The sequence below is a fragment of the Aquimarina longa SW024 genome (assembly GCF_001401755.1).
Lineage (GTDB): Bacteria > Bacteroidota > Bacteroidia > Flavobacteriales > Flavobacteriaceae > Aquimarina > Aquimarina longa.
On sequence record NZ_KQ474099.1, the window covers coordinates 628,926 to 641,473 of the forward strand.

At 31.0% G+C, this 12,548-nt stretch carries 14 protein-coding genes; 5 read left to right on the forward strand and 9 right to left on the reverse strand.

Annotated elements, in window-relative coordinates; translation table 11 throughout:
- Positions 1 to 81: 81 nt before the first annotated feature.
- The 6 genes from N456_RS11630 to N456_RS11655 all read right to left on the reverse strand — a co-directional run bounded on the left by N456_RS11630 (position 82) and on the right by N456_RS11655 (position 3,469).
- Entirely contained in the window at positions 82 to 471 is a 390-nt protein-coding gene (locus N456_RS11630) for a RidA family protein (RefSeq protein ID WP_062057519.1), read from the reverse strand.
- A gap of 170 nt (positions 472 to 641) precedes the next feature.
- A complete protein-coding gene (locus tag N456_RS11635) occupies positions 642 to 1,205 on the reverse strand; it encodes a Crp/Fnr family transcriptional regulator (protein ID WP_062057060.1) in 564 nt (187 codons plus the stop codon).
- A gap of 111 nt (positions 1,206 to 1,316) precedes the next feature.
- On the reverse strand, positions 1,317 to 1,886 hold the full coding sequence (locus N456_RS11640) for a Crp/Fnr family transcriptional regulator (RefSeq protein ID WP_062057063.1): 570 nt from the start codon (positions 1,884 to 1,886) through the stop codon (positions 1,317 to 1,319).
- Between the two features lie 111 nt (positions 1,887 to 1,997).
- Positions 1,998 to 2,387 (reverse strand): TfoX/Sxy family protein, encoded by a 390-nt coding sequence (locus N456_RS11645; RefSeq protein ID WP_240315516.1) that lies wholly within the window; start codon positions 2,385 to 2,387, stop codon positions 1,998 to 2,000.
- Positions 2,359 to 3,024 (reverse strand): DUF2461 domain-containing protein, encoded by a 666-nt coding sequence (locus N456_RS11650; RefSeq protein ID WP_062057065.1) that lies wholly within the window; start codon positions 3,022 to 3,024, stop codon positions 2,359 to 2,361. Before N456_RS11650 ends, N456_RS11645 begins: the two co-directional genes overlap by 29 nt.
- An 82-nt stretch (positions 3,025 to 3,106) precedes the next feature.
- Entirely contained in the window at positions 3,107 to 3,469 is a 363-nt protein-coding gene (locus N456_RS11655) for a VOC family protein (protein WP_062057067.1), read from the reverse strand.
- A gap of 95 nt (positions 3,470 to 3,564) precedes the next feature.
- Here N456_RS11655 and N456_RS11660 point away from each other — a divergent pair, with 95 nt between their 5' ends.
- From N456_RS11660 to N456_RS11680, 5 genes are all read left to right on the forward strand, one after another.
- A complete protein-coding gene (locus N456_RS11660) occupies positions 3,565 to 4,956 on the forward strand; it encodes a hypothetical protein (RefSeq protein WP_062057069.1) in 1,392 nt (463 codons plus the stop codon).
- Positions 4,957 to 5,026: 70 nt separating this feature from the next.
- Complete coding sequence (modA, locus tag N456_RS11665; RefSeq protein WP_062057071.1) at positions 5,027 to 5,830, forward strand: molybdate ABC transporter substrate-binding protein; 804 nt, start codon at positions 5,027 to 5,029, stop codon at positions 5,828 to 5,830.
- A 22-nt stretch (positions 5,831 to 5,852) separates the two neighbouring features.
- The gene (locus N456_RS11670; RefSeq protein ID WP_062057073.1) at positions 5,853 to 6,251 is read left to right on the forward strand and encodes a TOBE domain-containing protein; all 399 of its coding nucleotides are present in this window, start codon (positions 5,853 to 5,855) and stop codon (positions 6,249 to 6,251) included.
- On the forward strand, positions 6,251 to 6,922 hold the full coding sequence (modB, locus tag N456_RS11675; protein WP_062057075.1) for a molybdate ABC transporter permease subunit: 672 nt from the start codon (positions 6,251 to 6,253) through the stop codon (positions 6,920 to 6,922). The genes N456_RS11670 and modB overlap by 1 nt, the downstream gene beginning before the upstream one ends.
- Positions 6,919 to 7,794: a sulfate/molybdate ABC transporter ATP-binding protein gene (locus tag N456_RS11680; protein WP_062057077.1), complete on the forward strand. Its 876-nt coding sequence runs from the start codon at positions 6,919 to 6,921 to the stop codon at positions 7,792 to 7,794. Before modB ends, N456_RS11680 begins: the two co-directional genes overlap by 4 nt.
- 368 nt (positions 7,795 to 8,162) lie before the next feature.
- Here the strand turns inward: N456_RS11680 and N456_RS11685 are convergent, their stop codons facing one another.
- From N456_RS11685 to N456_RS11695, 3 genes are all read right to left on the reverse strand, one after another.
- Positions 8,163 to 10,193 carry a T9SS type A sorting domain-containing protein gene (locus N456_RS11685; RefSeq protein ID WP_062057078.1) on the reverse strand — a complete coding sequence of 677 codons (2,031 nt, stop codon included), beginning with the start codon at positions 10,191 to 10,193 and terminating at the stop codon, positions 8,163 to 8,165.
- The gene (locus N456_RS11690) at positions 10,186 to 10,902 is read right to left on the reverse strand and encodes a hypothetical protein (protein WP_062057080.1); all 717 of its coding nucleotides are present in this window, start codon (positions 10,900 to 10,902) and stop codon (positions 10,186 to 10,188) included. The genes N456_RS11685 and N456_RS11690 overlap by 8 nt, the downstream gene beginning before the upstream one ends.
- A 449-nt stretch (positions 10,903 to 11,351) precedes the next feature.
- Positions 11,352 to 12,506, reverse strand: a complete 1,155-nt coding sequence (locus tag N456_RS11695) for a hypothetical protein (protein ID WP_062057082.1) — start codon at positions 12,504 to 12,506, stop codon at positions 11,352 to 11,354.
- Positions 12,507 to 12,548: the final 42 nt, after the last annotated feature.

A 12,548-nucleotide genomic window follows, 5' to 3' on the forward strand; every position in this document is an offset into this window, starting at 1 on the left:
AGTTTGAGTTAAGCCCTAAACCGCTATTACTTTTATACGTTGTTGGGCATTCATTTTTTATCCGAATATCTTAATCAAATATTACTTTACTACAGTAACCTCTAATTCTACTTTTAATGTTTCAAAAAGACTTTTTACTTCTAATAAGGTACTTGTCTGCTTTATATTATGTTTAGTTATCCAATTTTGGAAAATATCAAAACAAGAAAAAAGCTCATCTGTCGAAGTGGTATATACGTTTAATCTAACTATATTTTCACATTTGTATCCAGCTTCCTTAATAACTTTTTCTAAATTAGTCAAAGATTCGATTAGTTGAGTTTTCATATCTTCAGTACTTGATTTTCCATCAGCATTTGTAGCTGTTTGTCCTGAGATATATAAAGTTCCTTCAGGTTTCGTTACTTCTATTGCCTGTACATAGCTTCTTTCGTTCTGCCATTTCCAAGGATTAATTATTCGTTTTTCCATTTGTTCCTTTTTTTTGTTTTGTGCATATGTTGACACAGTAGTTAATAATATAATTGCTAATAATTTTACTTTATTTTTCATAACTATAATTTTGTATTTACACTACAAATATTTCAATAATAATATTGTTCGGGCGTGACAAATATCACAATTATAAAGAGATGAAAAATTTAAGAAGAAAGTCGACTCAGTGTCTCACGTGAAACCCCTAAATAAGAAGCTAAAAGGCTTTTTGGAACTCGTTGAAATAATATAGGATGTAGTTTAAGTAATTGTTCATATCTCTCCTTAGCATTTGAAGTTAGAAAAGATAAAATTCTATTTTGTGAAGCAATATGTCCTGAGTTGGATTTTTCAAGAAAGAAACGCTCCATTTTGGAGAATTCAGTTGATAGTTTTTTGTAGTTTTTAAGGCTTATGGAAAATGATATAGTATCTTCAATACATTGTAATGACATTTTAGCTTTAGTTTGTGTAAAATAAGCTGAAAAATCACTTTCCCACCAGTCTTCCATTGCAAATGAGACAACATGTTGTTTCCCTTCTTTATCATTATAAATTAATTTTAATAGTCCACAAACAACAAAATAACAGTGTTTTACATTTTCTCCTTCTCGAATTAGGAAATCATTTTTTTTGTGTTTTTCAAATGAGAAATGTGATAAAACAAAGGAAAATTCATCATCTGTAAGAGGTACTAAATTTTCAATATGTTCTTTTAATTTTTCTTTCATTATGCAAGAATACTAATTTGGGATATTACCCTTAAAATGATGCCCAACTCCTGTCTATGAGCAATTCAAAATTTCTAAACGATTGTGTTTTTTTAGCAAAACAGAATCTTATCAAAGATTTGCTTTAACCTTACTGACAAATTCTGGTGATAATCCTAAATAAGAAGCCACCATATACTGAGGTACTCGTTGCATAAATTTAGGATTTGCCTGTATAAATTTCTTATACATATCTTCTCCCGAAAGACTATGCATGTATTTTATTCTATTGAGATATGCAATATGGGTCTTTTCCATAATAAGTCTGAATAACCGATCAATCTTAGGGAGTTTTTCTAACAACTCATCAAAACAATCTCGATGTAATTGTAGCACTTCTAAATTTTCAATAGCCTGAATAAAATTTTCTGATGGCTTATTATTAATTAGACTCACATAATTAGTAAACCACCATTTATCAATTCCAAAATCCAAAATTCGTTCTACCCCTTTTTCATCTATATAATAAGAACGTATACATCCTTTTATAATAAAATATCTTGCCTTACAAATTTCCCCTTCTCGTAGGAGATACTCTTTCTTTTTAAATTTTCTTACCGTAAGATATTTATAAAATAGTTTCATCTCCTCGTCAGAGATATCAATATAATTTCTAACATATTCAGCTAATCCTGTATCCATAATTTAGTACATAAAGTGCCATAAAAGAAGTATTCCAAACATTCATTCTTTCACTACATAAATATAAGTACCTCTCATAGAACTACCCAAGTAAAAAATGATAAAGAAATCTTATTTTTTCTTACTTCGCTTTGCTAGAGGGTTAAAATCTAAACATAATTGAACCCAATATTCTAGATCTTTATCTAGATCAAAACCATCTGGAGTAACAAATACAAACCCCCTCATAGGTCTACCAGTAAAATCCATCGGTTGGCAACCTTCTCTTTTCATAGCTTCTTCAGTAGCCTCTATTCCAATACGAGCCATCAATAAATCCATCTCCTTTTTCTTACTATAATGAATGCCACAACACATCTTATCATCAACCATAAAGCATAATCCTCCCATCATTTTTTTTTCATAAAAATCTGCCTTTCGTTCTCTAAAAATCTGCCGAATACGATCGGCTATAAACTCATTATATGCCATATTATTGAATTGCTTCTGATAAATACTCATTTACAGGACGCATCGTTTTCCAATATGCTAGTAGCACTTCAATCAAAGTAGTACTAGTAATCAAACTTGCATCTTCTTCTCCTACAAAATAAAACTGTTTATTAGCTATTAAAGGTTCATTACTATAAGCATCCTTCCACTCTTTAGGAATACGCTTAATGGTTTCCCCTTTAATCTCCCCAAACTTTTGTATAAAATCTTTATGCTCTATAAGTCGTCTAAATTCTTTTGGATCCTTACTAATTACTGTTCTTATTTTTTGTAATTGTTCTTTTGATGGACTAAAACACCCTCCCATAATTCCTATCGATTCTGATGAGAAACGTAGAAATATCCCAGGAATACTTTTATCCTTGCGCCCTCCACTAGAAACAAAAGCCGTGTAATGAAGATTATAGGGTGATTTATCTTTAGAAAAACGGATATCTCTATGAATCCTAAGCACGCAATCCTTAGGTTCAATCTGTAGATCCGGATCTAGTACCTGTAGTTCTTGTATAAGTTTACTCAAAAACGCTTCAAAAGGTTTCTTTACACTAGTTTCATATCGTTTTTTGTTTTCATCAAACCAATCCCTTTGATTATATGTGGCTAGTTCTTTAAAAAAAACTAAAAAATCTTCTGTAAAATAATTCATTCTTCTTTAATTCAGAAAAGGCTTGATAGTCATCTCCAGTATTCACTATAGAGGTAACTATCAAACCTAGCAGTTATACATCTTATTTCATAGAATGAAATGCCACTCTATTTCCCTCTGTATCAAGAAAAGTGGCCATATACCCATTTTCTCCTAATGAGGTTTTAGGCATTAGAATCTTTCCTCCTGCTTTTTCTACACGAGCCAAAGGAATAGAAAGATCATCACCACCATTAAGATATGCAAAGGTTCCTTCTTGCGATGGCTTATTACCATTACCATGAGTAATACACCCTCCTACTCCTCCATCCTTGTATGGAAAAAAGGCCATTTTAAAATCCATCTCCATAGGTTGTAGTTGAACATCCAACAATTCATTATAAAATTGTATAGCTCTTTCAAAATTAGTACTTGGTATTTCAAACCAACTGATTGCATTAGACATAATAATATAAGTTATTGATTAGTATTATTTTCCAAAGATAATATGATCATATGTGTCAAAAAAAATATATTTTTGAAAAAACATAGGATTCTAACATGAAAAAAAACGAAGAATTATTCTATTTGATCAAGTCGTTATCAAAAAGCGAAAAACGATATTTTAAACTAAGTTCGCAAGCAAATGATAACACAGAATACCTGCATCTTTTTGACGCCATAGAAATGCAAAAACAATATGACGAACCTAAAATAAAAGAGCTTTTCAAAGACAAAGCATTCATCATACAACTAACCACTATTAAGAACTACCTAAAACAGCGTATCTTACAATCCCTACGCAACTATCACTCTAGAGTTTCTAAAAATGCAGAACTCATGGATATCATCCGTAATGTAGAAATTCTATATCACAAGGGACTGTATACTATCTGCTTAAGTGAATTAAGTCGAGCAGAAAAGAAAGCTACCAATTTTCAACAAGATGTCCTATTATTCCACATCTATGACTGGAAAAGAAAAGTACATCAAGCTGTACGCCCTCAGGATTTTGAAACTCTAAAAACAATCACCCTCCAGCAAAAAAACACCTTAGAATCCACCAATGAATATATCGAATTATTACTAGCCAATATTGATCCAGATAAATTCTCATTATCCCATAAGAAAAATCTTTCTCTACAAAATAAAACCCTTAAAACACTGCATAAATACAGAAAACAAATACTTATAAAGCATACCGAAAAAGCAAAACAAACCTTAGAAGATCTTATCAAAGAATGGGATCAAAACCCAGAATTATTAAAAGAGTATTTCTCCATGTATTTCTCTATAAACAATAATCTTCTTGGTTTTCTTGTATTCAAAAAACAATACAAAGAAGCTTTTGTAAGAATTTTACTTCTAAAGCAAAAATCTCTTACCATTGACAATACCTCTGCAGCGCTAATTAAAGAGAAACTAAGACTCTACAACATAGAATTAGAAATCCACAGAAATCTAAAAGGATTACATACTACTCATGAAATAATTGATGAAATCCAAAGCTTCATATCACAACATAAATCTGTTGCTCCTAATAATTACTGGCTATCTTTTAAGTTTCAATTCGCAACTATTTATTTCCTAAAAAAAGATTTTAAAAAGGCACTACATTGGGTAAATGAAATCCTTAATCACCAAACCAAAAAAGACCGAAAAGACTTAATCACTTACACCTTGTGGCTTAATCTATTGATCCATTATGAACTAAGTAATGGGTTTACAATACGCTATTTAATAGATGCTTTAAAAAAACAACTTAAAAAACAAAAAAACATAGCTCCCTATGAAAAATTAATACTAAAATTTCTATCAAAAACTGTAGAATATACCACCTTAGATAAAAGGAAAGAATTTATAATACTAAGAAAGTTACTAGAAGAAGACCCTATCCCTAATCATATATTAGGATATCTTGATTTTACAGAATGGATCAATAAGAATTGTTAACCTCCTATAAAACAAGAAACCTTTCTTTTTTAGTTATTTTTGTAGCTATAGCAAAGGAGTTCCAAAAATAATGAAACGCATTAAAAATAAATATATAAAAACAACATTCATAATCCTTGTCGGTCTACTATTAACTACCTCGTGCACACAAAAACAAGATAAAAGAATAACTATTGCTGTAGCAGCAAATATGCAGTTTGCTATCAAAGAATTATCAAAAAAATTCACAGATCGAACAGGTATAAAATGTGATCTAATCATCAGTTCATCTGGTAAATTAACTGCACAAATCAAAGAAGGCGCTCCGTTTAATATATTTATTTCTGCAGACATGAAATACCCTACAGAGTTATTTACTACTGGTTTTACTACTAGAGATCCAAAGATATATGCCTACGGAAAACTAGTACTCTGGTCTATGATTGACAGCCTACACCCGTCGATTAACACTTTAAACAGTTCTAATGTATATCACATTGCAATAGCAAATCCTAAAACAGCTCCATACGGAAGTGCTGCTCTAACAGTATTAAAGAAACAGGATCTTTATAAATCTATAAAAGATAAGTTAGTTTATGGAGAGAGCATATCTCAGACTAATCAGTTTATCGTTTCTAAATCTGCACAAATTGGTTTTACCGCTAAATCTGTAGTTTTATCTCCTAAGATGAAGAACAAAGGAAACTGGATCGATATCGATGAAGATAACTACGCTGCAATAGCACAAGGAATCGTGATTTTAAACAAGCACACAACTATACAAAATGGTGCAGAAAAATTTTATAATTTTATGTTCTCCACAGAAGCAAAAAAAATTCTAACGGATTTTGGTTATTCAATCAACAACCTCGAGGGGACATTAAACCCTCTATGAGGGAGTAAAAACGCAGTACTCTATGAATAGTATAAAAGGAGAAATAGTTACTATACAAACCAACGGAAGCTTATCGCTGGTTACTATAGACAGCAATGGGATTTTTTTTAGCGCTATCATAATAGAAACCCCCAACACAGCTTCTTATTTAAAAATCGGCAACCAAATTAAAATGATTTTTAAAGAAACCGAAGTTATCATAGATAAAAACCCAAAACCTACAATTAGCATACAAAACAGGGTTCTTGGTAAGATCCTTACTATTACAAAAGGAGAACTCCTCAGCAAACTAACTATCGATACAATGGTAGGACAACTAACTGCGATCATTACCTCCGACGCTCTTTATAAGCTTCAATTAGAAGTTGGAAATACTGTTACTACTATGATTAAAACTACCGAAATAATGCTATCAGAATGATGGATTGGGAACCTTTAGTATTAACATTTAAGCTAGCAGTAGTAACCACTATAGTGCTATTCTTTATCTCGATTCCTATTGCATATTGGTTAGCCTATACAACATCTCGGATAAAACCAGTATTAGAAACACTAGTAAGCATGCCGCTCGTATTACCCCCTACCGTGTTAGGGTTTTACCTATTAGTAGCATTTAGCCCTGCCAACACGATAGGAAGTTGGCTAAATCATCATCTGGGATTACAGCTTATTTTTTCGTTCGAAGGGCTGGTTGTAGCATCCGTTCTCTATAGCTTACCGTTTATGGTACATCCCATACAGGCAGGATTTTCTAATCTACCCCCTACCATTGCAGAAGCCTCCTACGTATTAGGAAAATCAAAAATTACAACACTTTTTAAAGTACTACTTCCTAATATAAAACCATCACTACTCACAGGAGTTGTACTCGCTTTTGCCCATACTATTGGTGAGTTTGGGGTCGTATTAATGATTGGAGGCAATATCCCCGGAAAAACAAAAGTAGCCTCTATTGCTATATATGATGAGGTCGAAGCTCTTAATTATAGTACTGCTAATTGGTATTCTTTTATCCTATTTATAAGTACATTTAGCATCTTATTACTAGTATATCTAATCAACGGAGGGCATCTAAAAAGATTTTGGAAATGATACATATAGCGTTGCAAAAAAAATTAATAGCTGCTAATGGAGAAATGCTACTTGATATTGATATCAGTATTGAGCAAGGAAAAGTAGTTACATTATACGGAGACTCTGGAGCAGGAAAAACCTCTATCCTTAGAATGATTGCTGGGCTATTGCAGGCAGACAAAGGAAGTATCACAATCGATAAACATATATGGCTTGATACTGATCAAAGAATTTGCCTAAAACCTCAACAACGAAAAATAGGATTTGTATTCCAAGAATATGCACTATTTCCTAATATGACCGTAAAAGAGAATCTACTTTTTGCCTTAGAAAAAGGACAAGATAAACACATTGTAGAGGAGCTAATAGATATCGTAGAACTCGGTAACCTGCAACATAGAAAACCTGAATACCTCTCTGGAGGGCAAAAACAAAGAGTTGCACTAGCAAGGGCAATGGTAAGAAAACCTAAAATTTTAATGCTCGATGAACCGCTCTCTGCATTAGATTCTAAAATGCGAGCAAAACTACAAGATTATATTCTTAGAATTCATAAACAATATAATCTAACAACACTACTAATAAGCCATGAAATAGGCGAAGTCATCAAAATGTCTGATACGGTATATGTTATCGATCATGGAAGAATATCAAAACAAGGAAACCCTATTGATGTATTTACCACGAAACACATTAGTGGAAAATTTCAGTTTTCAGGAGAAATAGTGCAGATTATAAAAGAAGATGTAATCTATATTGTGACTATTCTAATAGGTACAAATTTTGTGAAAATAATTGCCCAAGAATCCGAAATAGAAACCATGACTATTGGCGATAACGTAATTGTTGCATCAAAGGCATTTAATCCTTTACTTCAAAAAATAAATTAGACAAAAACACCTAACCATTTAGCACTATCCCACTAAATCTTTATATCGAATTCAAGTATACCATAAAAAGGTTTCATCGACTTCATGAATTGATACAGAACCACCTTTCCATAGTTTCTACTAATGACTCTATATACATTTTCACCTATAAACCTGAGTTTGATATAACAAAATTCACGTCAGTCAGAGTGATTTTCGATAGAAAATAGTATCGAAGACAAGTGAATTTTCCATCAAAAGCCTTGTCATCTTGAGCTTGTCAAAAGGTCGATACAATTTGATGGCTTTTTAAAATCAAGCCCTTACATCGAATTCACGTTATAAGATCTGCAATAAAACAAATTATTACTCCTAGATTAAGGATAGTTCTATCTTTTAATTATTTTATAACGAAATATTTCGTTTTCGCTGAGTAATTCTAGAATATATATTCCTGTTTTCAAAAACTCGAGATTAATATCCTTATTGATTATTTGTTTTGATACTATTAATGCTATTCCATTTGAACCCTTGATATTATAACTAATTATGCCTTCTGATGATTTCAAGTGAATGATATTAGAAAAGGGGTTTGGATATATAATAGGCTTTCCTTCTTTTTTTGAAGAATCGTTTAGAGTTTTAATCTTTTTTAGATTAGATGACTTGCCTATTATTAAATCTTTTTTAAAGGTTGATGGATTTCCTACTTTTTTCCCAAAATGATTTAAAACTGGTTGAAGATTATCATTTATTATTAATTCATCATAATACACCGTATTAGTGATATTAATAGGGACTCTATTTCCTGCGAATATGGTGCCATCTTTTACAACTTGTCCATTGGGAGCTGTAGCACCATTTACTATCGGTCTGAATTCTTTTTTCAGTTCTCGGTATTGTGTTAACCCAAAATATAAAGGTATACTATTATCCATATTAGGACCGTAAACAATTGTTTTATCTAAACTTAAAGATGGTCCATATCTCAGATCATTATCATTAGGATCTGGAGTTGCATGATAACCTCCTACTGCATTATCGAATTTCACTTTATGGAAATTGTCATCTAGTCCATTACTTATCCACATTTCCATTACTCCATCAGTTTTATTGAAATTTGAATGAGGGAACTCGAAAGGAGTTAAAGTATTTACATCTGACACATGATTTTTATTTACGTTCTGCCATTTAAATCTAAATATCACATCTATCCAACGACCACTTATTGAATTCTCTAAATAGAACTCTTTTGAAAATCTAGATATTTCTGAAAGACCATAACCAAATGAGAAAGTATTGTCATCTACATAACTCAAATGCAAGATAGCAGAATTACTTTCTCTTACTACACTAGGGTATTTCTCTTGATGAATGTTAAGTAGAATAGTGTAATCTAAAGAATCAGTTTTAAACTTAGAATCGATATAAAAACTAATGCCATAATAATAGTCAGTATCTTTTCTGTTATGAGTATAATATGTAAATGGGTTTCTAGTAGATCTACTATAGAAGTAATCTTTAATGACGTTACCTGAATTATCTATATATAAATCACCTAGACTATTAATATGATCAGAATGAAGATCATTACTGGATGGAATGGTATTGTTCATCATACCTGATCCCTTCCTAGGAGACGGAGAATTTCTTCCTAAGTTTCCATCATCATAAAACCAACCAAAATGTTTTTTCCCATCTGTATGAAGAATCTCAACAGCTCCAAAGCCACCTACTTGGGGATATCTATACTCTTTGAAAGACTTATGACCAACTCCATCTGTACCCTGACTAGGAATTTCAGGATTAGGAATATAAGGGTTATCAAAATCAATTATTTTATTCCTCTCCTCTTTATATATAATAAAAACATACATATAATCAATATAATTCCCGTTTTCATACAGGTTTATAATATATGTATCATAGATATCATGTTTAAAGCTAATGCATGTAATAGGATCGTTTAATTTATTAAACCTTAACCTTAATTTATTTAAACTGGTTTCTAATGTTTTTATATATTTCTTTTCGGAAGAATTATTTTCACAATTTTGGGTAATGACAATATTTAAATCGGCATTAGTAATTTGTTGAGTTGTCTTATAGTCTTCTGCATTTGTACATCTAAATATTTTCCAAGTATACATTTTGTTAGAATCAATATTTTCAACTTCTAATTCGATAGGTGTATCTATTCTATGGAGAACTGTAGTTCTTACAATGTCATTTGATATATTATCACCATCAAAATCGGTAGACCACTCCACTGTTGAATTATTACTCTTTATAAAAATATCTTGAAATATTGTTTGATTAGACGTTATATATGGTGTAGAAGTATTGTCTATTTTTTGTCCAAAAAAATTCTGAAAAATCAGAAAACAAAATAAGAATAGCATTAAATGTATTTTATTCATTTTCTAGCGCTTTTAGTCTGTTTTCAAGTTCTTTGTTCTTTTTGTTTAATTCTATAACATAAAGAGTTAGTTCTTCATTTTTTTTAATTAATTGAGGCGTTATTTCAGTTAGATTCATTCCTTCCTTTAATATAGTCTCTTCTGTACTAATTTCTGGAAGACGCTTGTTTTGTGATATATACTTCTCAAGGTTTTCTATGGTCATTAGCCTATAATTATCATTAAAAACACTATCCCACCATATATTAGTATTTACAAATAATCCTCTAGGGTTTATTCTGCAAATTTCTTTGGCAACTGTTTTTCTTGAAGTAGCATTCCAGTCAGCTACTGTAAAAAGAATTTCCCCTTCATTCTCCCAATGATATGAATCATCTGTTGAATTGTTTTCTGTAAAATATCGTCTAAAATGCATAGCAGCAATTTCAGTTTGTTCCCAATCTCCCCAATATGAAAAATATTTAATAGCACTTCCTAAACCATTAGTAACTCCTGCACTAGACTCACTTATAGGCTTAGTAGTCATTTTTCTTACTAATTTTATTTGTGTCACAGATTCACCATCATCTCCAGGATGAATCAGCTCTATTTGATTTGCAGGCATTACATTTTTAATAGGTCTTTTTTCAGGATTATTGCTATTAGTGATTTTTCCTGTTATTTCTAAAATTGTTGCATCCGATGGCAAAGATGTTGTTTGGGCTAACAAATTAAAACTAGTAATTAAGCACAGAATACTGAGTAAAATGTTGATTTTTTGTTTTTCATGATTTTTTATTTTTAATCTTTACTAACACTACTATCTCCAAAAGCCTACTAAACATATAAAATCGCATCAAACATCCTTTATCACTTCCATAAATTGAATACATGTAAAAAAAACGTCAGTCAGATTAATTTTCGACAGAAAACAACATCAAAGACAAACAACTTTTCAATCAAAAACCTTATTATTTTCAGCCTATCAAAAGATTGACACAACTTTCATTCATTTCATTATAAAAAAATCATTCTATCTGAAAGATTTTTTTAATCAATTCCTATCATCCAACTAAGATCACAACTACAGATTCCAAAAACGATATTACCTATACTTTGAGCTAATCATAATAAAAACACTCTTTTTTCTTTCATAACAATTTCAAAGTACAACTGGTATTACTTCACAATTTTAGCAGTTACATTTAGTTTGGCTGGTTGTAATACATCATCTACTTTTTCATTATATTTTAATCTAGGGTAGAATACAGCAGTTGTTTTATAAGTTCCTTCTGGATAATCTTTTGCAATAACAGTAGCACTTATAGCAGCACTTTCTCCAGGTATTAACCCGGCAGGGGGCAGTGTTCTTCTTACTCTAATCACTTGTGTTGGAGTACTTGGATTTTGATTTTCTTGAGTATCAGCTTTCCCATAAACAAGCATATGATTTCCTTGATTTATCCATTTCGTAACTACGAATGTTTTAGAATTTCCTTCTATCACATCCGGGGTTGTAACAGATATTGTTTCCACTTTAAGAGGGTTTACCACATCTACTATAACAGTAGTTGTTTTAGATTTTTTATTATTCCTATCTTTAACTGACAAAATAAAAGGATTGGGGTATTTAAAATTTATACTTTTACCCGTTGCCGGATATTCTGTAATAGCAGTATTTGGCGCTTGCGAAGAATCTTGCGAATAGTACAGTTTTGCACCATCATAAGTAATTGTAGGGACTAAATCTGTAAAATCTGTTCCTAATGGTACAAATACGTATATTTTATCTAATCCTGTATCTTCAATAACCTTAGTAATCCCTATATCATTAGGTAAACTTGGGTTTTTACTTTTTTCGAATGTAAATTTTGTTATTTTTAAAGTTTCTGGCTGAACAACTACCTCTTTTACAATACTAACATTATAATGCAAGAGTTCTTCTTTACTACCTAAAGCTTTAGTTATGGTATAAACATTTATTTTCTCATCAGTATAAGACAGTTGTACATCATTACTAGGAGAAATACTAAACTTACTCAGATTAAGTTCTGAAGATGTAATTGATGCACTTATTTTATCTAAATCCGTAGTACTAGGCACTGTAATTTTAATTTCGCCATATTTTACTTCTTTATTATCTACAATCTTAGGATCAACAATAGCTACTGTTGTAGATTGTATACTAAATAATGGAAAACTCAAAAGTTTCCCTTCTTTTATAAGCAAAACATCTGGGGTTTCATTACCTGAAGACTCATCATTAGAACTACATCCAATCATAATACCAATAGCAATAACTCCAACACTTAACACTATAAAAATATTTTTCATCCTTTATTTTTCCCAAATTAGTTTAACGGACAAACCTATATT

Coding starts and splice junctions, on each gene's coding strand:
- N456_RS11670 (WP_062057073.1), top strand. CDS start 5,853: ATGAATAGTATAAAAGGAGAAATAGTTACTATACAAACCAACGGAAGC.
- N456_RS11635 (WP_062057060.1), bottom strand. CDS start 1,205: ATGAAAGAAAAATTAAAAGAACATATTGAAAATTTAGTACCTCTTACA.
- N456_RS11695 (WP_062057082.1), bottom strand. CDS start 12,506: ATGAAAAATATTTTTATAGTGTTAAGTGTTGGAGTTATTGCTATTGGT.
- N456_RS11655 (WP_062057067.1), bottom strand. CDS start 3,469: ATGTCTAATGCAATCAGTTGGTTTGAAATACCAAGTACTAATTTTGAA.
- modB (WP_062057075.1), top strand. CDS start 6,251: ATGGATTGGGAACCTTTAGTATTAACATTTAAGCTAGCAGTAGTAACC.
- N456_RS11660 (WP_062057069.1), top strand. CDS start 3,565: ATGAAAAAAAACGAAGAATTATTCTATTTGATCAAGTCGTTATCAAAA.
- N456_RS11685 (WP_062057078.1), bottom strand. CDS start 10,193: ATGAATAAAATACATTTAATGCTATTCTTATTTTGTTTTCTGATTTTT.
- modA (WP_062057071.1), top strand. CDS start 5,027: ATGAAACGCATTAAAAATAAATATATAAAAACAACATTCATAATCCTT.
- N456_RS11680 (WP_062057077.1), top strand. CDS start 6,919: ATGATACATATAGCGTTGCAAAAAAAATTAATAGCTGCTAATGGAGAA.
- N456_RS11650 (WP_062057065.1), bottom strand. CDS start 3,024: ATGAATTATTTTACAGAAGATTTTTTAGTTTTTTTTAAAGAACTAGCC.
- N456_RS11640 (WP_062057063.1), bottom strand. CDS start 1,886: ATGGATACAGGATTAGCTGAATATGTTAGAAATTATATTGATATCTCT.
- N456_RS11630 (WP_062057519.1), bottom strand. CDS start 471: ATGGAAAAACGAATAATTAATCCTTGGAAATGGCAGAACGAAAGAAGC.
- N456_RS11645 (WP_240315516.1), bottom strand. CDS start 2,387: ATGAGTATTTATCAGAAGCAATTCAATAATATGGCATATAATGAGTTT.